The sequence below is a fragment of the Psychrobacter sp. genome, from assembly GCF_018260395.1.
Lineage (GTDB): Bacteria > Pseudomonadota > Gammaproteobacteria > Pseudomonadales > Moraxellaceae > Psychrobacter.
On the sequence record NZ_JAGLBC010000032.1, the window covers coordinates 1 to 21,230 of the forward strand.

At 37.7% G+C, this 21,230-nt stretch carries 18 protein-coding genes; 5 read left to right on the top strand and 13 right to left on the bottom strand.

What is annotated here, in order from left to right; translation table 11 throughout:
• Window positions 1-163: 163 nt before the first annotated feature.
• The 5 genes from iscA to QZ265_RS04215 all read right to left on the bottom strand — a co-directional run bounded on the left by iscA (window position 164) and on the right by QZ265_RS04215 (window position 4,145).
• Window positions 164-484 carry an iron-sulfur cluster assembly protein IscA gene (iscA, locus tag QZ265_RS04195; protein WP_296403716.1) on the bottom strand — a complete coding sequence of 107 codons (321 nt, stop codon included), beginning with the start codon at window positions 482-484 and terminating at the stop codon, window positions 164-166.
• Window positions 485-628: 144 nt separating this feature from the next.
• A complete protein-coding gene (iscU, locus tag QZ265_RS04200) occupies window positions 629-1,045 on the bottom strand; it encodes a Fe-S cluster assembly scaffold IscU (protein ID WP_296403718.1) in 417 nt (138 codons plus the stop codon).
• A gap of 216 nt (window positions 1,046-1,261) precedes the next feature.
• On the bottom strand, window positions 1,262-2,488 hold the full coding sequence (locus QZ265_RS04205) for an IscS subfamily cysteine desulfurase (protein ID WP_296403720.1): 1,227 nt from the start codon (window positions 2,486-2,488) through the stop codon (window positions 1,262-1,264).
• Window positions 2,485-3,012: an Rrf2 family transcriptional regulator gene (locus QZ265_RS04210; RefSeq protein WP_296403722.1), complete on the bottom strand. Its 528-nt coding sequence runs from the start codon at window positions 3,010-3,012 to the stop codon at window positions 2,485-2,487. Before QZ265_RS04210 ends, QZ265_RS04205 begins: the two co-directional genes overlap by 4 nt.
• 497 nt (window positions 3,013-3,509) lie before the next feature.
• Entirely contained in the window at window positions 3,510-4,145 is a 636-nt protein-coding gene (locus QZ265_RS04215) for a hypothetical protein (protein WP_296403723.1), read from the bottom strand.
• A gap of 553 nt (window positions 4,146-4,698) precedes the next feature.
• On the opposite strand from QZ265_RS04215, the gene QZ265_RS04220 reads away from it, so the two are divergent.
• Window positions 4,699-4,971, top strand: coding sequence for an HU family DNA-binding protein (locus QZ265_RS04220; protein WP_007395246.1), 273 nt, complete (start codon window positions 4,699-4,701; stop codon window positions 4,969-4,971).
• Between the two features lie 141 nt (window positions 4,972-5,112).
• Entirely contained in the window at window positions 5,113-6,987 is a 1,875-nt protein-coding gene (locus QZ265_RS04225) for a SurA N-terminal domain-containing protein (RefSeq protein WP_296403728.1), read from the top strand.
• A gap of 143 nt (window positions 6,988-7,130) precedes the next feature.
• Here QZ265_RS04225 and purH read toward each other — a convergent pair whose 3' ends face one another.
• The 5 genes from purH to mrcB all read right to left on the bottom strand — a co-directional run bounded on the left by purH (window position 7,131) and on the right by mrcB (window position 14,074).
• On the bottom strand, window positions 7,131-8,705 hold the full coding sequence (gene purH / locus QZ265_RS04230; protein WP_296403730.1) for a bifunctional phosphoribosylaminoimidazolecarboxamide formyltransferase/IMP cyclohydrolase: 1,575 nt from the start codon (window positions 8,703-8,705) through the stop codon (window positions 7,131-7,133).
• Between the two features lie 316 nt (window positions 8,706-9,021).
• The gene (gene fis, locus QZ265_RS04235; protein ID WP_296403732.1) at window positions 9,022-9,336 is read right to left on the bottom strand and encodes a DNA-binding transcriptional regulator Fis; all 315 of its coding nucleotides are present in this window, start codon (window positions 9,334-9,336) and stop codon (window positions 9,022-9,024) included.
• 83 nt (window positions 9,337-9,419) lie between these two features.
• Entirely contained in the window at window positions 9,420-10,343 is a 924-nt protein-coding gene (gene prmA / locus QZ265_RS04240; protein WP_296403734.1) for a 50S ribosomal protein L11 methyltransferase, read from the bottom strand.
• A gap of 69 nt (window positions 10,344-10,412) precedes the next feature.
• Window positions 10,413-11,360, bottom strand: coding sequence for a hypothetical protein (locus QZ265_RS04245; RefSeq protein WP_296403736.1), 948 nt, complete (start codon window positions 11,358-11,360; stop codon window positions 10,413-10,415).
• A gap of 155 nt (window positions 11,361-11,515) precedes the next feature.
• The gene (mrcB, locus tag QZ265_RS04250) at window positions 11,516-14,074 is read right to left on the bottom strand and encodes a penicillin-binding protein 1B (RefSeq protein ID WP_296403737.1); all 2,559 of its coding nucleotides are present in this window, start codon (window positions 14,072-14,074) and stop codon (window positions 11,516-11,518) included.
• Between the two features lie 248 nt (window positions 14,075-14,322).
• Here mrcB and QZ265_RS04255 point away from each other — a divergent pair, with 248 nt between their 5' ends.
• On the top strand, window positions 14,323-17,220 hold the full coding sequence (locus tag QZ265_RS04255) for a heavy metal translocating P-type ATPase (RefSeq protein ID WP_296403740.1): 2,898 nt from the start codon (window positions 14,323-14,325) through the stop codon (window positions 17,218-17,220).
• A 147-nt stretch (window positions 17,221-17,367) separates the two neighbouring features.
• Here the strand turns inward: QZ265_RS04255 and QZ265_RS04260 are convergent, their stop codons facing one another.
• Complete coding sequence (locus QZ265_RS04260) at window positions 17,368-18,090, bottom strand: Bax inhibitor-1/YccA family protein (RefSeq protein ID WP_296403742.1); 723 nt, start codon at window positions 18,088-18,090, stop codon at window positions 17,368-17,370.
• Window positions 18,091-18,635: 545 nt separating this feature from the next.
• On the opposite strand from QZ265_RS04260, the gene QZ265_RS04265 reads away from it, so the two are divergent.
• Both QZ265_RS04265 and QZ265_RS04270 read left to right on the top strand, forming a co-directional pair.
• A complete protein-coding gene (locus QZ265_RS04265) occupies window positions 18,636-19,628 on the top strand; it encodes an NAD(+) kinase (RefSeq protein WP_296403744.1) in 993 nt (330 codons plus the stop codon).
• A 70-nt stretch (window positions 19,629-19,698) separates the two neighbouring features.
• Window positions 19,699-20,004 carry a DUF1315 family protein gene (locus QZ265_RS04270; RefSeq protein WP_296403745.1) on the top strand — a complete coding sequence of 102 codons (306 nt, stop codon included), beginning with the start codon at window positions 19,699-19,701 and terminating at the stop codon, window positions 20,002-20,004.
• A gap of 105 nt (window positions 20,005-20,109) precedes the next feature.
• On the opposite strand, the gene QZ265_RS04275 is transcribed toward QZ265_RS04270, so the two are convergent.
• The gene (locus QZ265_RS04275; RefSeq protein ID WP_296403747.1) at window positions 20,110-20,484 is read right to left on the bottom strand and encodes a HopJ type III effector protein; all 375 of its coding nucleotides are present in this window, start codon (window positions 20,482-20,484) and stop codon (window positions 20,110-20,112) included.
• 108 nt (window positions 20,485-20,592) lie between these two features.
• Window positions 20,593-20,838 carry a carbon storage regulator CsrA gene (csrA, locus tag QZ265_RS04280; RefSeq protein ID WP_296403749.1) on the bottom strand — a complete coding sequence of 82 codons (246 nt, stop codon included), beginning with the start codon at window positions 20,836-20,838 and terminating at the stop codon, window positions 20,593-20,595.
• Window positions 20,839-21,230: the final 392 nt, after the last annotated feature.

Sequence of the window (21,230 nt, forward strand, 5' to 3'; positions counted from 1 at the left end):
TGTCGTCAGCTAAGCAAATGAAAATAGTTTGCTATTAGTCGTATTTAAATTCTAAACTAAATTTAAGAGTCAAAACTTATTCATTAAAAAAATTAAAAGCATTAAAGTTAAATAAGGGAGTTATCGGTTAATCTAAAGCATTTTAAATAGCCAAATGCAGCAATTAAACCGTAAATGATTCACCACAACCACATTCCCCTTTTTGATTAGGATTGGTAAACCTAAAGCCTTCATTAAGACCTTCAGTCACGTAGTCCATCAATAAACCGTCTAAATAAACCATGCTCTTAGGATCAACAAAAATATTCACACCATTACTTTCAAACTTTACATCGACAGAGTCAGGTTCATCAACAAATTCTAACACATAGGCCAGTCCTGAACATCCAGCAGTACGAATACCAACACGAATGCCTTCACCATGACCACGGTTATTTAAATAATCTGTAACGTGTTTTGCAGCACGTTCGGTCAGTTCTATCATAAAGACTGTCCTAATGTTAAAAATTATAATTGATATGAATTAAGCTTTATTCGTCTATGTTTGTTTTATTTGAGTTTAATAAGACTAATCCATTAAAATCATTAACTTTTAAATATTTTAATCTTAGAAAAGCAGATGTATTTATTAAGCGTCAGTCGTATTGCTGCTATTATTAATATTGCTACTACTTTTAGTGCGGTAATCATTAATAGCCGCTTTAATAGCGTCTTCAGCTAATACTGAGCAATGCACTTTAACTGGTGGTAAAGCTAACTCTTCAGCAATGTGCTTGTTTTTAATCTCAGAAGCTTGGTCTAGCGTCTTGCCTTTTAGCCACTCTGTTACTAATGAGCTTGAAGCAATAGCTGAACCACAGCCATAAGTTTTAAAGCGAGCATCTTCAATAATGCCATCATCACCAACTTGGATTTGCAGACGCATTACGTCACCACAAGCTGGAGCACCAACCATACCGGTACCAACGTTTTTAGCATCTTTATCTAAATTTCCAACGTTGCGTGGGTTTTCATAATGGTCAATTACTTGATTACTATAAGCCATGGTATTTCTCCTGGGGTTTAACCTAGATCTAAGGGAACAATAATTAATATATTGTCTAATTTAATATTGGTTTTAAAAATAAATATTAGTATTAAAATAGATATTAGTTTTAAAATATTATTAGGGTCTTTTGAACGATGCCTCATTATAAGCATTAACTTAAGGAATAATTCAAGGCATCACTACTAACTAACCCTATATAAATCTGTAATTTTTTTAGTGTTCAGCCCACTCAACAGAGTTAAGGTCAACACCATCTTTATACATGTCCCACAATGGTGACAAAGCTCTTAGCTTATCAACTGCTTCATGTATTTGAGTCAAAATGATATCAATATCCTCTTCAGTGGTGTAACGACCAAAGCTAAAGCGAATAGAGCTATGTGCTAATTCATCAGGACGTCCTATGGCACGTAGCACATAAGAAGGTTCTAAAGTTGCTGATGTACAAGCTGACCCTGAAGATACCGCCATGTCTTTTAATGACATCATTAAAGATTCGCCTTCAACGAAGTTAAAGCTGATATTAATGATATTTGGTATACAATGTTCTGCATCACCATTTAAATAAATCTCTTCGATATCTTGAACGCCTTGCCATAACTTATCATGCAAGATTTGGACATGAGCACGATCTTGTTGCAGTCGTTCAGCCGCGATAGCAAAAGCTTCACCCATACCTACAATTTGATGAGTAGCTAAAGTACCAGAGCGCATACCACGCTCATGACCACCACCATGCTGTTCAGCACGAAGACGAATACGTGGTTTACGGCGAACATAAAGAGCACCAATACCTTTGGGTCCATAAACTTTATGACCAGAGAAACTCATTAAGTCGATTTTCATTTCTTCTAAATCAATTTCTACTTTACCCGCGGCCTGAGCACCATCAACATGGAATATCACGCCAGCTTCGCGAGTCATCTCACCAATGGCTTTAACATCTGTCAAAGTGCCTAACTCGTTATTCACCATCATCAAAGAAACTAAAATAGTATCTTCGCGTAAAGCTTCTTTAACCTGCTGAGGTAAGATAAGGCCAGTACTAGGTTGAGGTTCTATATAAGTAATTTCAAAACCATCTTGTTCAAGCTGACGGCATGTATCTAATACAGCTTTGTGCTCAATTTTACTAGTAATGATATGCTTGCCACGACCTTCGTAGAAGTGGGCCGCACCTTTGATAGCTAAGTTATCAGATTCAGTAGCCCCAGACGTAAATACAATTTCACGAGGATCTGCATTTATAAGATCAGCAATCTGTTGACGGGCATTTTCGACCGCTTCTTCAGCTTGCCAACCATAACCATGTGAACGAGAAGCTGGATTACCGAATACGCCTTCAAAGGTCATATATTCAGCCATCTTCTTTGCTACTTTCGCATCAACAGGTGTTGTAGCTGCATAGTCAAGATAGATTGGGCGATTTACGTTACTCATGCTGGATTAACCTCACTGGCAGGGAATATTATATTTGGATTTATCTTTGAGCTTTTTTCTGTCTTATCAGTTGCTGATTCATGTAATAATTGCTGACGATGGGAGACATCTTTCACATTTTCCATTTGTAACAACTGTTCTAAAGAAATATTTTTTAAATATTGTTCGATGTGCATGGATAGAGCACACCATAAGTCGTGGGTAAGACACATTGCGCCACCTTGACAGTTGCCTTGACCGCCACACTGCATAGCATTTACAGACTCATCTACCGCAGTAATGATAGTCATAACATCTATATCAGCCAAAGGTTTTGCTAAATGATAACCGCCTGAGGCACCGCGGGTACTGGTGACCAATCCTGCTTTACGTAACTTAGAAAATAACTGCTCTAAGTAAGAAATAGAAATAGATTGACGCTTTGCAATATCAGATAAGGAGACCGCATTCGTCGAATCACCATCTTGAATAGCTAGATCCAATAACGCAGTAACAGCGTATCTGCCTCGAGTTGTTAAACGCATTTATGTCTCCACCAATTCAATCTAAATTATTTAAATCCTATTATAGTTAATTCCGAGTAATACAGTCAAGATTAATTGGTGACTAAATTGTAATGACCGTAGAATAAGGTAATTACTTGTATTAATTATAAAAATAAATTAATAACAGCATTATAGGTATGGAATTAAAGCGACACTATGATAATAAATTGTGGGTAGTAAAGTCGTATTAGAGTGCTGTGATATGCGTATTGGCAGAACTAGATTTGAGGTCAGCCAATTAAGTTTTCAATACTTTTTAATATATGAGTAAGTTTAAATAAGACGCAAGTAAACTCCTTAATCAAGCCTAGGCATAGTTAAGGAGATAAGCAGATAAGGAGTTTAATGAATTTAAAAATATCAATATTAGCTTTTAGGATAAAGTAGCGTTTGATATTTTTTAAAACTATCAGGTAAAGCTAAATACGGATGAGCAAAATTGAAGACAAGTAGTTGAAGATTAACTGATTATCTAACTAACTAATCCAACCTATCACTGCAGCAATAGCAATCAATGAAGCCACTATTAACGCGATAAGGGTGGTCTTTTGTTTACTATGAGCTTCTTTCAAGCTGATTTCAAGTTCACGATTGCGCATACTTAGAGCATTTAACTGCTGTTGTTGCTCTTCAATACGTACCTTATAGTCAGGCTTAGCATCGTTATTTGAAGTCCCTTGATTGTCTTTATTTTTGCCCTTAACCGTTTTAATTATGCCTTGGAATAAGCTGGCAACCCCTAATTGGGTAAAGAAATTACGCACCTCACTTACCGTTTCAGTGTCACCACGCATAGTTATTTTATTAATTTGGGTGACATCGTTACTTATTAACGAATTTATTAACTGATGACTATAAGCATTGACAACCACATCAGGTTCAGTCGTCTCCTGCGATAACTGGCTGTCTAATAAAATACCTCTATTGGTAAAGGTTGCATAGAACTGAGTATGAGGCAAATAACTGCGTATACATACCACAGCATTTTTTTGGGCTAGAGGATAAACAGCCTTACGTAGGTTAGGATCGAATCGTAAAACAAAGGTAATGGCTGACTCTGCAAACACCAAAACCACATTAAGTAAAGAGCTTGAAATTGAATTTTGACTCATACTAAACCTATTTATTATTAGAATTGTTAATTAAATTATTGTGATTCGCATATGCAATGATTAAGATAGGCAACTCTATAATTAGAATAAACGCTATATTTCCTTTATTGCAAAGTAAACGCCTAGGGTTGATGATATTTCTTGATGAATTAATTATAACCATTATTTGTGGCAAATGAGATAAATAATAGCATAATGTAACGTACTCGCCATACGTATAATACTGTTGGCTATATTTAAATTGCATTTGTAAACTTACAAATTTAACGAATTCACTTGAATCAACGTGGATTTAAAGGTATAAAGTCATTATAAGTAGTGTCTCAAGACGTTATGAGTATGGAATTGGACAATTAATTGTAAATTAACTTGCACATTTCTAAACCCCTTGCTATAACTGCATTATAAACTTCCATGCCTCTATGAGATTTGAAATTTAAAAAGTGCATTTTTATGTTCAATCATGTAGTATTTAAGGGCTTGGATATTGCTTAATTATTTTTTAAGCGCTAGAATTTACCTCCGAAATTAAATCATTTTAAAGGAAGTCTCCATGAATAAATCAGAATTAGTAGATAGCATCGCTGAGAAAAGTGGTCTGAACAAAACTCAAGCTGCTGACGCTCTAAATGCTATGATGGAAAGTGTCGGTGAAGCTTTAGAAAACAACGACACTATTTCATTAGTAGGTTTTGGTACATTTAGCGTTAAAGATCGCAAAGCGCGTACTGGCCGTAACCCTAAGACTGGTGATGAGCTTCAGATTCCAGCTAGCCGTGTACCACATTTTAAAGCAGGTAAAGGCCTTAAAGATCGTTTGAACTAAGCCGAATATGTGCTAGATTTAATGATACTCTGTCTGATTGCAGACAATAACGCACCTTAGGGTGCGTTTTTTTTGTGTCACACCTTCTTTTCACGTATGATATTACGTTACCCTTTTATTAACTAATGACTGATATGTACTATGGACTCGATACGTAATTTTCTTCAAAGTTGGCCTGGCAGAATTTTTTTGATGCTATGCCTATCTCCTCTAGTAATTCTTGGCCTTGAAAGCTATTTTACCGGATCAGCAAATGCAAACGATGTCGCTAAAGTAGGCGATCAAACAATTAGTCGTGCTGAATACCAAGATGCTATTAATAATCGTAGAAATGAGCTCATTAAAAATCGAGTTGATGCAAGTGCAATTAATAGCCAAGCTCTAAATCGTGAAGTTTTAAAAAGCTTGATCAATCGTGCTTTGCTAAGAAACCAGTCCGATCAGTTAGGGATGCATGTATCAGATAAAGTAATTAATGACTTGTTGTTGCAAGACGCTCAGTTCTTAGACAGCAATGGTAAGTTTTCAAATGAACGCTTTGCCTCCTCTTTACAGCAGCAAGGTATGACCAAAGATCAATTATTTGATCAGTATCGTCAGCAGTTAAACCTAATGCAACTCTATGCAAGTGTAGCTCAAACTGCATTATATCCAGAGGCTGAAATAAATGACTTATTGGCACTGCAATTAGAAACCAGAGATGTTTGGGTCTACCGTCTACCTTGGGAGCAATTTAAAGATAAGGTATCAGTTTCTGATAAAGAGGTTGCAGACTATTACAATGAACATAAAAATGCGTTTAATAGTAAGGCTATGGTTGATTTGTCCTATATTCAATTGGATCCGGCTAAAGTCGCTGTAGACAAGGTAACCGAAGAGGATATCCAAACTCAGTACAATGCTTTTAAAGCTAAGTTTGTAGGTAATACTAATCAAAAGCTAAGTCAAATTTTGGTCACTGGTGATAATGCTCAGCAAACCATTCAGCAAATTGAGAAACGCCTAAAACAGGGCGAAAGTTTTGCAGCTTTAGCAAAAGAGTTTTCAAAAGACCCTATCAGTGCGGCTAAAGGTGGTGATATCGGTACCTTTAATGCCGATGCATTTGGCGCAGATGGCGCAAAAGTTGCCAAAGCTATTGAAGGTTTAAGTAAAGGGCAAATTTCAGCGCCAGTTAAGACTAGTTTTGGCTATCAGTTATTTAAAGTTACTGAAACGTCTGGTGACAGTGTCCCAAGCTTAGACAGTATACGTCAACAGTTAGTAGCACAGGCGACCCGTCAAAAGCGTGAACAGTTAATTGCGGACAAGATTACCCGTATTAATGAGATGGCTATAGATGGTGTCAGTATTGAAGACATTGCACAACAAGAACAACTAACTGTCCAAAAAATAAAAGACTATACCAAAAAAGACAATACATCTATATTATCTCAGCCTGCTGTAATCGAGGCTGCCTTTGATAACTTCGCTCTTCAAGATGAATCTGTAAGTCCAAGCATCAAAGTGAATAATGGCACCGTATGGGTACAATCATCCAACTATCGCCCAATAAAACCTTTGACGTTGCAGCAGGCTACTGCAATTATTAAAGATTTAATTGTGAAGCAAAAAGCCAGTGAACAAGCTTTAGCTGCTGCAAAAAATATTGGCAAGACTGTGAATGAAAAAGGAATGCAATCTGTGCAAGTTAACTTTCAGTCGTTGGGGAATATTAATCGTCGAAACCCATATTTGTCGACAGATGAACAAGCCATTGCTTTTAGTAAAGACAGTCCAAATGGTACTCGCATTGCCTTAACTGCTAAGACAAAAGAGGGAGCAACCGTATTGGTAGTAGGTCCGATTACAAAAGGGTCTATGAAAGATATTCCAGCCGCTGAGTTATCACAAGCTATGTTCGACATGAAAAGTGTGCGTGGGCAGGAATATTTTAGGGATTATCTTGAATACTTAAAAGCTGCTACCAAAATTGAAGAGAATGATGCCATCATTAAGGAAGTCGGAGGGGTTTAAACCAGCTCAATAATTATTAATCTTTTAAGAATGGTTTATAATATACAAATGACCGCCTCAATTCAGATTGAGGCGGTCTTTTTATAATTGTACTGTATTACGCTTGCACTTTAATTTGCGTATTAATGCTTAATGATTATTGCTTAATGACGGAAATGACGCATACCGGTGAATACCATCGCTATACCATGCTGGTTAGCAGCAGCAATGGTTTCATCATCGCGGATAGAACCCCCAGGTTGAATAATGGCTTTAATTCCCACTTCAGCAGCATTGTCGATACCGTCTCTAAACGGGAAGAAAGCATCCGATGCCATTACTGCACCCTCAGTTTTAAGATTGGCATGTTCAGCCTTAATAGCAGCAATACGAGCTGAATTTACACGGCTCATCTGACCTGCACCGATACCTATTGTGCGTAAATCTTTACCGTAAACAATAGCATTAGACTTCACATATTTAGCAACAGTCCAAGTAAATAATAAGTCATTTAACTGTTCTTGAGTAGGTTGAAGCTCTGTCACTACTTGTAAGTCATTGGCAGTGATTAGACCTAAATCTTGGTTTTGAATCAATAGACCACCGGTAACACGCTTATAATCATACTGTTTGGCACGGTTTTCAGGATTGGCCAAGTCACCACAAGTTAATACACGAACATTCTTCTTAGCAGCCGTAATTTCAAGTACACCTTGCTCTAAGCTGGGTGCAATAATAACTTCTGCAAATTGAGTATCCACAATAGCTTGGGCAGTTTGCTTAGTTAGAGGGCGGTTAAAAGCAATAATACCACCAAAGGATGATTCTGGATCGGTACTAAAAGCTGTTTTGTAGGCTTGAGTCTGATCTGCGTTAATTGCGACGCCACATGGGTTAGCATGCTTCACAATAACGCACGCAGATTCGGAGAATGATTTAACACATTCCAAAGCGGCATCAGTATCAGCAATATTGTTATAAGATAGATCTTTGCCTTGGTGTTGTTTGGCAGTAGCGATACATCCTTCGCCTGAACCATTTTCTTCAATATAAAACGCAGCTTGCTGATGTGGGTTTTCACCATAACGTAGGTCTTGAGCTTTTTTGAATTGAACATTGAAAGTACGGGCAAAGTTATCAGGCTCTTCAAAAGACTGAAGACGACTACCTAAGAAGTTAGCAATCATACCGTCATAGTTAGCAGTATGTTCAAAAGCTTTTACGGCCAAATCAAAACGGGTCTTTTGAGATAAACTACCTGCCTCTTTTAGCTCTTTTAAGATAGATTCATAGTCATCAGAGCTAGTAACGATAGCCACATGTTGATGGTTTTTGGCGGCTGAACGTACCATAGTTGGTCCACCAATATCGATATTCTCAATCGCATCAGCCTTGGTCACATCCTTTTTTGCTACGGTTTGAGCAAATGGATATAAGTTGACCACTACTAAGTCGATTGCACGAATACCGTGCTCACTCATAATGGCGTCATCTTGACCACGGCGGCCTAGGATGCCACCATGAATTTTTGGATGAAGTGTTTTAACACGGCCATCCATCATCTCAGCGAAGCCAGTGTAATCTGCTACTTCAGTAACTGCAATGCCATTTTCAGACAGTAGGCGATAAGTACCACCTGTTGATAATAATTCGTATCCTGCTTCAATTAGGCCTTTGGCAAAGCTTTCAATATGAGCTTTATCAGAAACAGAAATAAGAGCGTACGGCTTATCAGACATAGTTTTTCCCATGTATTTGACGATAAAAAGGGTGGATAAATTCTGAAATCATCGTGATTTTTGATATTATCTTAACCCTGAATGGTTAAGACGCGGCTATAATAGAGCAAAACTATACATAAAACAAAATTGTTACCAGAAACGATTATAGCCTCGAAGTTTGGTTATCAGTTTTTTTACTAAATTAAAGCTAGTAAACTAAATAAAACGAGTTAATGATATATCGATATTATTAGCAGTAACTCTTTATCATTAGAGCCTCAATATTAATAATCTCTATATTACTAAAACTGTATATCAACGCTATATTTTACCTTTACATTAAACCGTATTGTTCCATTTTCTTACGTAAAGTTCCTCGATTTAAGCCTAGTATCAAAGCAGTCTTAGATTGATTGCCTTGTGTTTGGTCTAATACCACTTGTAATAGAGGTTTTTCTATTTCTTGTAAAATAGTATGATAAAGATTTGTCGTTGTTTCTCCTTCAAGCTCTATAAAATACTGTTCAACGGCTTGTTGAACATGATATCGAAGGGGCATACGATTTATAGGAACCACTGAAGCATTATCACTATCGATAGTAACAGCTAGTGTATTCAAATCGCTTAAAGAAGAAGTTTGATAGTCCATAGTTTTTATAACAAATCTATTCAGTCTTAATAATAAAAATTGAGTTTTAGCGCATATTTGAGCAATGTATTAAGTCTGACAGATTATCCTTTAAAAGTCCCTGATAAACGATGCCAATGTGAGTCATCTTGCTTTTCATTTTTTTGGTAGGAATGACGTGTATCTAGGTTAAACCAGGGTTGATAAGCCCTGATAACATCTTCTAATTGTTCAGAGATAAGTCCTGCCAGCACTATATCACCTTGAGGCTTGATTAAGGTTGCTAGATAAGGCGCTAATTCCATTAAAGGTTTGGCTAATATATTGGCAGCAATGATATCCACTTTAGGAATGTCGCCACCCTCAAAGGCTTTGGCAAAATCTTCAGGCAGGAAAGCTTGTAATTGATGAGCGACGTCATTACGTTCAGCATTTTGATTGGTAGCTAATACAGCTTGAGGATCAATATCGACACTGTATACATGTTTAGCACCCAATAAAAGGGCAGCGATACCTAAAATACCTGAGCCACAACCATAGTCAATAACCACTTTATTGGATAAGTTCTGTTCAGTAAACCAGTCTAAGCATAGCCGAGTAGTGGCATGGTAGCCTGTGCCAAAAGCTAATCCTGGATCCATCATAATATTAATGGCGGTAGGATCAGGCGGTGTCATCCATTTAGGCACAATCCATAAATTATTGGCACATTCGATAGGCGCATAATGCGACATCCACTCGCGTTCCCAATCAGTATCAGCGAGGGCAGTGGTCCATACACGTCGAGCATTTACTTGCACCGCAATAGTCTGACCCACAGCTTCAATATCTTGAGCATTATCCGCTGTGAATAAACCCGTTAAGACGACTTCATCCCATAAAGGCGATTGACCTGGTAGAGGTTCAAACAGGGGCTGATCTCCAGCATCTTCTAAGCTAATTGAAAGCGCACCTTCTTCCAATAAAAGGCTTTCAGCCAAATCCACATCTTGTTTTTCGCACTGTAAGTGAAGTTGCTGCCAATCCATAATAATCCTTAAGATATATAACTTTTTAAATCGTGTATTTTAACGTGATAGCGTTTAGGTTGATAGCCTTTATCGTGAAAGAGCAGCGTTCGCTTCATTAATCACGCGATTATTACCCTGAGCTTGTCCTGCTTTTAAAATTACTTGCCACAAGGCTCTTTTTCTTGACTCAGTTTGTGCCACAACCAACCCACGGCGAGCCATTGCTTCAGCTTTTAAGGGTTGGTTTTGTTTTAGAGCCACTTGACCTAAATAAAAATAAACAGCTGAAGATTGAGGACCCAAACGCTGAGCACGAGTGAATGTAGCTTGTGCCGCAGATACTTGTCCTTGGCGGAGCTGGTCAACGCCAGTGTTCATTAACTTTTGAAAAGCAGGTAGATTGTTCCCATCTTGAATAGAGGCAGGTTTACGATTGGATTGTTTTGAGTTTTGACGTGCTTGTTCAAGTAGGATTTGTTGAGTGGTCCTAGCATCCAGCACAGGAGGTCTTTCTTTATACACTTCCTCTGGCGCATTAGAGGTAGTGATTATAGGTCTTGATGTAGCTATATCATTAGCAGCAGAATGATTTTCCTCATAAGGCGCTTCAGCGGCAGGCGTCATAGAAGAGGGTGGCTTACTACTCACCTTTGTACTAGGGGTAGGAGTTGAAGATGAATCTCCAAGCGCTGACACTTCATTATTGCTATTCGCTATGGAAGAAGTCTCACTATCTTGTTGTGTTTCTAAAATAGGATAGTTGCTATCATCAAATTCATCATCAGTTGGATTAGCAGGATTAGTAGAGTCATCCATTGGATTTTGAGGTATTTGCTGGGTCCGACTTGATTTGTCGCTAGGCATCGTAACAGGGGCTGAAGAAGTCGATAACCCATCTGTGGTTTGGCACCCAGTTAAAGCTGCTGCTGAAAGTAATCCGAGCGTTGAACCAATTATTAACGACTTTACCATACTGGGTTTGACTAATGTTTGAACACTGATCGTAGTTAAAGGTACTCGGGATTGCATAGACATAATTTCAATCCAAATATAGGGTTAAAATAAAAAAATCAAGGCTAACTTAGCAAGAGCCCCAGTTAGCTTTATAAAAATAAAATATATTCTAAAACTTAATTTAATATTTTAGTTATAAAAAAGATACAAGTTAAGGTTAGTTTTAAAATAGTTAATTAAAACCATTCTAAAGCTTTATCATACCAAGTGTCGCCTGAATGCTGACTATTTGTGGGATTTGAAGGACCACCTTCACCATTTTGTGAGTCATTATTGGGATTATCGCTGGTAGACCTGTCATTATTATCTGAAGGCATGCCCACTTGGGCGCTGTCTAACTGGCGACTTTGTTCCAAAAGCGCTTTACGCTGATCATTAATCCACTGCATCTGTCTACGAGATTGTTCTTGTTGATATATAGCAAGTGCACAGTCACTGGCTTCTTCAGGAAGACTTCTTGATAGAACTGGTAAATAACGTGCGCCTTCACAACTTTCGTGCGACAGTTTGCCTGTGCCATTTTCTAACCATAACCATTCAACGCTATCAGGTTGAACTAGCTCTACCGGGGTTAGATTTAATCGTCCCATAAAGTCTTTCCATACTGGTAAGGCACCGCTACTTCCACTAAGGCCAATCGGTTTGTTATCGTCTCTACCTACCCAAACCACGCTCACATAATTTCCACTATAGCCTGCAAACCAAGCATCACGATAATCATTAGTAGTACCAGTTTTGCCTGCAAGATTAAGATTACTGCCCAATGATTTTAAAGAGGTTGCAGTACCATTTTTAACCACTTCTTGTAAGGCATAATTGGTTAAATAGTTGACATCAGGTGGCACACTGCGTTTAGTGTCTAATCCTGAACGTTGTAGAATGGTACCTCTATCGTCAACCACTGTACGGATACTGATAATAGGGGTGCGAAAGCCACCAGCAGCTACAACTTGATACATGCCTAGCATCTGCATTGGGCTTAACTCAACTGAACCCAGAAATAATGAAGGATAAGTTGAAATTTTTTCATTGATCCCAAGCAAATGAATTTGATTGATTAATGCATCTACACCAAATTCAACACCAGTATTTACTGCCGCCTGATTGTATGACTTTGCCAATGCAGTTGTCAGAGGAATATACCCATGATCAATCCCATCATAGTTCTTCGGTGTCCATGTGGTTCCGTCTGTCAAAGTAAGGGTAACTGGACTGTCATTAACTGAGCTGGCAAGATTATACTTACCGCTCTCTAAAGCCGTCATATAAATAAATGGCTTAAGCAACGACCCAACTTGACGTTTGGCATCTACAGCACGGTTAAATCCAGTGAACTCACTACCACTACCAACAGCAGCAACAAGCTCTCCAGAAGCTGGATTTGCGCTCAATAAGGCAGCTTGTAATGATTTTGTTTTACTGTCTTTTTTACGCAATAAAGACAGCTCTTTTTGAACTGCATCATCTGCTGCAAACTGAGCAATTGGATCTAACGTACTAAAAACACGTAACCCTTCATTTTTCAAGTCATCGTGATGATAGTTTGCTTGAAGTTCACGTTTTACAATATCAAGAAAATCTGGGAAGCGGCTTTTACCCACGCTAGGTTTGGGAACCACATCTAGTGGGTTTGCGATAGCTTCTTCATATGTATTTTGATCAATTTTGCCCGTAGCTAACATGTTGGCAAGTACTGTATTACGTCTGTCTAATGCACGCTCAGGATTTCGTCTTGGGTTATAATAACTGGTACCCTTGGCAAGTCCAACTAATAAAGCTTGTTGATCAATGCGAAGCTCTTTTAATGGTTTGTTAAAATAAAACTGAGCAGCTAAACCGAATCCATTGATAGAGCGGTTACCATTTTGACCTAAATTAATTTCATTCAAATAGGTCTGTAATATTTCATCTTTGCTGTAATGCAATTCAAGCAATAAGGCCATTATGGCTTCATTAGCTTTACGTTTTAAGGTACGGTCTGAGCTTAAATAAAAGTTTTTTACTAGCTGTTGGGTGATGGTCGAACCACCTTGCATTGAGCCACCTTTTAAGTTGTTATAAATGGCTCGTCCAATACCTTTTAAAGAAACGCCTTTGTGTTGATAAAATCCTCTATCTTCGGTTGAAATTAGAGCGTCAATAAGTGGTTGAGGTATCTCCGAGATAGGAAGAACAATGCGATCTTCGTTATTATCAGGGTAGATACCCCCAATGGTTACTGGTTCAACACGTACTATACCAGTATCATTAGGTTGGGTACTTTGGATACTGGTAATTTTTGAGTCTTGGATTTTAATTTTGATAACTTGTTGAGGATCAACATCATTGGCGCTATATTGAAAGCCGCGGGTATGAATCACATACTGTCCCGAAGACTTATTATAAGTACCGCTACTGTTATAATTCGAGCTCGATTTATAATTTAGCATCTCTAACCAAGTATCAAGATTATTGGTAGTTAATGAGGCACCCTGATACAGCTCTAATGGCTGAGAATACACTTTGGCTGGGATATTCCAACGTTTACCTTCAAATTTATTGGTAATGATTTTATCTTGCTTAATCAAATACATGGCAAGTAAAAGCATACCGACAATAATGATAATCAATAATAGAAAACCGATCACCGATCCTCGTTGTTGCTCGGGATTTGGAATTTTACCTGTGCTTGTATTAAACGAGTTTTTAGTTGAATTTGAAAGATTAGGTATTACAGTAGAAGGTTTGTGAGGCACGATAGTTTTACCAACATAAAAAAGACCTGATTATAATGACGGAAAAAGACCTTTTTTTCAATGAAAAAGCCCTTTAATAGCCTTTTATTAAGCTTTAAAGACATATTTTCATTGCTTTTCCATCTTAAGGCAACCATATCTAAGCCAAATCAATAGCTTTAGCTTTGGCTTAGATAAAAGTTATAAGTTTGCAAGACCTGATACAATAGGCAGTATCTTTACTGCGACAATATGTTGTGAATCCATCTATGACCCATTCTAAATATAATTCAAATGATCCCAGTTCCAAAAGCCATTTCACTTACTATACCCAAGACATTGATAATCTGATATTGCCTCCTGAGGGATGTTGTTTCCACTGCGGCGAGCCTGTTCCTAAACCACCTTTTACTGCCCAAGTCTTAGGAGAGTCAAGATTAATGTGCTGTATGGGATGTCAACTTGCAGCAGAGAGTATAGTTGAAGCCGGTCTTGAGCAGTATTATTTGGATCGATCTGAAATAAACCGTACTGCCAGTATGCCCACTGAATTAGATCGTTTGAGAGCCTATGATCATGAAGACATTCAAGCTCAATTTGTGTATGCGGCAGATGGTAAATCGGTGGCTGAACTTTCGGTCAGTAACTTACGCTGTGCTGCTTGTACTTGGCTAATTGAAACAAGGTTATATGAATTAAAAGGCGTTGATAAATGTCAGGTTAATTTGACCAATCAGCGTATGCGGGTAATCTGGGATGAAGAGCAGTTGGCTATTAGTGCGATTTTGGCAACGATTAATCAAATAGGCTATGACGCTAAGCCTTATCGTCAGGATACTCATGAAGCGATGCTGGCTCGTAACAACAAAAAAATGATGATTCGATTAGGTATAGCAGCTTTAGGTGCCATGCAAGCGATGATGTTTGCAGTGGGTATGTATTTTGGCAAGTACACCAGCTTCAGCGGCATGTTGGTTGAGCAACGAGATTTTCTACGTTGGGTATCGCTATTTGTCAGCATCCCTGTTTTCTTCTATTGTGCAGTACCTTTTTTTAGCTCAGCATGGTCAGCGATTAAAATTCGTCAGGTCAATATGGACGTGCCCGTTAGTATTGCGCTTATAGTTACTTTTTTTGCCAGTCTTTATGCCACCATTTCAGGTACAGGAGAGACCTATTACGATTCAGTTAGTATGTTTGTGTTCTTCTTACTGGCAGGTAGATATATTGAGCATAACGCTCGATTAAAAGCGGCAAATATGGCCAATGATTTGGTGGTTGTTGAGCCCACTTTAGTACAAAGAATTGGCAATGAAGCTGATTTGGTGCAGCAAATTGAACAATCAAATATCTCATCTAATCAGTCAGTTGCAGATAAGATTGAAGTTGCAGAACATAGCTTAATATTGACTCCACCACAACAGCAAAAACTAACTAAACTTGAAGAGCTGATTCACTTAGCGCAGCGTAACAAGCAGCCTGAGCCTCATACTGAAACTCAAAACGAGCTTCATAGTACTCTTAGATCAGATACAGCATTTAGCTTTGATAAATTAGATTTAGAAGTCTCTCAAATTGAGACGGGTAGTGAGACTGTTACCGCTAATAACCTAAAGATTGGTGATGTCATCATGATTGAGGCAGGTAGTGAAGTGGTTGCTGACGGTATCCTTTGTAGCGAAACGGCGACGGTCTCTCAAAGTTTGCTTACTGGTGAAAGTCTTCTGATAATTAAACGCAGAGGGGATAGAGTCATTGGCGGTTCTCAAAACGATAGTCAGCCTTTTGTAATGTTGGTCACAGCCTTACCAGAAGACAGTCAAATTGCCTTAATTGATCGTTTAATGAACCGTGCCTTGAGTGAAAAACCAAAACTTGCGGAACAAGCAGATAGATGGGCCCGTTGGTTTGTGCTAAGAATTTTGATTTTGTCTGTTTTTGTGTTTATAGGTTGGTACCTTGTTGATCCTTCCCAGGCACTTTGGGCCACTGTCGCAGTATTGGTAGCAACTTGTCCTTGTGCCTTATCATTGGCGACCCCCATTGCTTTAACCGTTTCAACCAATAGGCTGGCAAGTTATGGTTTCTTAACTACTAGAGGCCATACCATTGAGACTTTGGCTGAAATAACGCATGTGGCATTCGATAAGACTGGTACATTAACGTATGGTAAGCCTAATCTGTTATATATTGATTCGCTACAAAAACACAATAACTTAGCACAGCAAGTTAGCAAGAAAATTAAAGATAAAGATGAAGATGAAGATGAAGATAATGATAAAGACAATCTACTGGCCATAGCAGCGGCTTTAGAAGTAGGCAGTCGCCATCCGATTGCAAGCGCCTTACTTGATGCCGCCTATCAGTTACACTTACCTGAAGTGACGCACTTAACACACCATACTGCAGGCGGTATTGAAGCTTTGGTTAATGATATTGGAAATGGCTATAAGTATCGCTTAGGTCATGTCGATTTCGCTTTAAATCGTAGTGCGACAGACACATGTTCGTCTTTAGATATGCCAAACATAGAGCTACAAAAGTACAATGCTAGTACCGTGGTAATGCTGACTCGATGCCAATCAAGCATACAGTCTAATGATGAAGTTTGGGAGCCAATGGCGTTATTTTATTTTAACGATAGCATTAGGGAAGGGGTAGCAGAAATGATTGCTGCCTTACATGCTCAGAATATTGAAACGGTAATTTTAACGGGTGATCCTAGCAAGCATGCCCAAACTGTGGCCAAAGAGCTTGGTGTTGATAAGGTATATTTTGGTTTGTCTCCCAGTGATAAGGTAGATCATATTAAGGAATTACAACAACAAGGTCATGTGGTAATGATGATAGGTGATGGTATTAACGATGCTCCTGTGTTGGCTGCGGCTAATATATCAACAGCTATTGCTGGTGCAGCAGACTTGGCTCAAGTCTCGAGTGACAGTGTTATCTTAAATGGTAAAGTGCCTTCGGTATATGATGCAAAACGAGTGGCGGATAAAGCACAGCTTATTATCAAACAAAACTTACGTTGGGCATTAGCATATAATTCAGTGGTATTATTGCCCGCTGCATTTGGTTATGTACCGCCATGGTTAGCAGCCATTGGTATGTCATTAAGTTCACTAATTGTTGTATTAAATGCACTTCGACTTAAACGTGTTTAACTTGTTTTTAGACTTACAGCAACCATATGAATGTTATCTGAGTAAATCATTAAATATCATTTAGCCCAACAAAAAGGGCCGCAAATTGCGACCCTTCTATTCTTATGATAAGTGAATTTGATTCAGATATTAAAAGTAAAAATGTTATTAATCGTTGAAATGACTAAGTAAACGCATGAATTCGAAATACATCCATACTAGAGTGGCCAATATACCAATACCGAACACCCATTCATAATCTTCTGATACGCCGGCAGCGACAGCTCGTTCAACATTATCAAAATCAAGTAATAAACTTAATGACGCAACCACTACCACAAATAAGCTAAAACCAATAGCTATCAAACCACCAGTTTGGAATAAAAATGGTAAAGATGAGCCAAATATAACGAACCCCCATTGGACAATATAAATTAACATAATTGCAAATAGTGCTGACATCATAATTGAGCGAAACTTCTGATTTACTTTAATCATGCCTGAACGATAAAGACCTAGCATAACAGCAGCAGTGACAAAAGTAGCCGCTAAAGCATTAGCAGGAATGCTTGGATCAATGCCCATAAACAATATTGAAACACCGCCTAAAAACAAACCTTCTAAAATAGCATAAGGAGCAGCCAGTGCTTTTGCTTTATGAGGTTTAAAAGTAATAAACAGTCCCAAACCAAAAGCTGCAAACATACTAGCAAAAGTGATGATTTGTGTCATGCCACCTCTAATACCACCACTCATAATGAAGAAGAAAAAGCCTAAAGCTGCAATAGCACTTAGACCTAATAAAAAGCTGGTTTTATGCACAACGCCCTTAACGGTCATTGATTTGCCGCCAACAGCAAGTTCAGTACGACTGACAATAGGGTTTGCCATAATAATTACTTCCTTTAGTATTAAATTATTAATTCAATAAATATTTGAACGTTGCCTAAATTTTCTTTGAAAAAACGTGTTTAGTAAAACAAAATATAAACAAGCAAAGCTTTAGTTGTGAATCATTAGAATAGTTATCTTTCATAATACCGTAAATCTATATAATAGGTAAAGCTGACCTAACAATAAATAGATTTTACTCTATTTGGGCAACTATATATCTTCTGTTATCTAGTTTATGGTTACGATATGTTCGCTTTTCAATGTATAGCATCTTATAATAATTTTGATATAGGATGAACTATGACCATTTGAATATAAAGTTGAGCACAGGGTAATGCAGTAAATCCGATAATGTGATACGCTTACAACCTGTAATAGCACTATATTAGCACTTGATAAAATGCTTAATAAATTAATGTTTATTGCACTTTATTATGGGCACTCTATTTTATTGAATTGAAGCAAAATCATAAATTAAAAACTTTTAATCTTGAATATATCAAACACTCTACTTAATGACTTATTTAATGAAGCTTAAGCCTATGGAAAGCTCCGCGCAGTCAGATAAGCTCCCAAACTTATCAGACTCTTCTCTTTTTAGTTCTATAAAAAACCCCGCTTTTAGACGTATCGGCTTGATGGGTCGTGCTCGCAAAAGAGGGGTGATTACTACCTTACATGAGATAGGCCAACGCATTAATGAGATGGGGTTGAGTCTTTATGTAGATTCAGAGACCGCCGCACTGCCAGACCTTGAACTTGAAAAACTCAACCAGCTTCAAATTGTTAAACGCAGTTTGCTTGGTGAAGTATGTGATTTGGTGATCGTGGTAGGGGGTGATGGGTCTATTCTTCATGCAGCACAAGCTTTGGCCCGTTATCGTGTACCAGTGTTAGGCGTAAACCGAGGTAGATTGGGGTTTTTAACTGATGTAAATCCTGATGAGGTTGGTGAAAAGTTGCACCAAGTATTGATGGGTGAATATCAGTTGGACCAAAGATTTTTATTGATGTTGGAAATACAAGAAGACCATAAGATTATTCATCAAGATATGGCTTTAAATGATGTGGTATTGCATGCAGGCAAGTCAGTACATATGATTGATTTTCAGTTAAAGATTGATGGCTTAGATGTGTATCGTCAGCATAGTGATGGTCTTATTGTAGCTACACCCACAGGATCGACTGCTTATGCTTTATCTGGAGGCGGACCTATTATTCATCCTAGCTTAGATGCTATATGTATGGTGCCAATGCACCCGCATACGTTATCAAGTCGTCCTATAGTTGTGAGCGATAAAAGTGAAATTATGATTCGTATTCATAAGGACAATCGTACTCAGCCTATGGTGAGTGCAGATGGCAAACCTAGTATTGCTCTTGAGCAAGATCACAGGCTATTAATCCGTAAACATCCTGATAAGCTGACATTATTGCATCCTCCAGGCTTTGATTTCTATGAAGCTTGCCGTACTAAGCTTAATTGGAATGTTCATGCAGAGGAATTTAATCTAGATAGTGAAGATGATTTATAAGAAATGTTTGTAGTTTAATTACTGACTATGACGTTTTTCAGCCTGTAATTATCAAATATGAGGTAAGATCATGAATAAAGAAGAAGTATTAGCAGCAATGACTCCTGAGTTGGTAGCTTCTTTTCGTTTGGCTATTGAATTGGGTAAATGGGCGGACGGTAATAAGTTAACGCCTGAACAGCGTGAAACTTGTATGCAAGCTGTTATGATATGGGAGCATGAGAACTTACCGCCGCATGAGCGAGTAGGTTATATTCATAAACCGGTTAAAAAAGATGGAACAGTGGTGGGTGATGAGTGTGATGTCGAACACGAGCATCATTATCCAAATATGCCCAATCCCAAAGGTGCTATTCAGCCAATAAAATTCCTATAATTGATATCTTGATAAGCATGGAATAGACATAAAAAAGACTAACTTAAAGTTAGTCTTTTTTATGTGTCGTAAAGCTAAGCGAATAAAACCATTTTAATTAAGAAATTAAATATTTTTAACATCAACCTCTGGGCGAAGTGTTAATGGGTTATGCTCCATTAAAAAGCCTTGCCAACCCCAATGAATAAAATTACGAATATTAGGATGATCAGTGCCATTAAGATTGCTAAGTACAGACTGATAATGCTCACCAAATAGTTTTAGAGTATCGAGTCGATTTAAACCATTGAGTTTAGCAAAACCAAATATTTTAGCACTACCTTCATTAGTACCAGGTTGATTAACCAAATCCCCATTGGTAAATTTAACTGGAGTATATCGATAAAAATCATCTATAAAATTGATGACATCATCAAATCCAATAGTTTTTTTGTCCAGACCGTTTAGTAGGGCTGACACGTCAGAATGTCGAATACTCATTATGGCCTCATTATCAAATTGAATCTAGGTAATATATACTAGTAATAATGGTTGATAGTTTACAATATAAACATCTTATTTTTAAGATAATATTTTAAAAAGAATCAGTTATCTATTAAAAAAGTCATCATCATCAAATGAAGTAGGAAAGTTACTTTGCTCAAGATGTTTCATTTGAGATTGCATTGCTCGTTCGTGTTGAATACGCTGATAAATTTCTTCACGGTGTACCGCAATATCTTTTGGGGCATTGACCCCAATACGCACCTGATTACCTTTTACACCCAACACCGTGACACTTACTTCATCACCAATCATTAAAGTTTCACCTACACGGCGAGTTAAAATTAACATGCGTCACACTCCTTATGTCGCAATTGAAAAAAATGGCAAATGCCAAATAATAAAATAGTCATAACGCTGCCCTTTAAGTTAGCCCTTAGAAGAGGCGACCTTGATCGTCCAATACTATTTAGAAGTCATTCGCTCAATTATAAATTAATCAGTTTTATCTAATCATTTTCATCACTAAAACTATATCAAAAAATTAACTGAATAAAATTAAAAAGAATGACTAAACTTTTTAAGGGAATAAAAGTATTAAATTAACATTGCTATAAATGATGCATTTGCCCTAAGAGTAGAATTTAACTCTTATACATCGCAATAGACCATATTCGAACAAAATATTATAAGGCTTTAAAGAGTCACTGTCATTAATATTCACTATTCTTTAACAAATACCC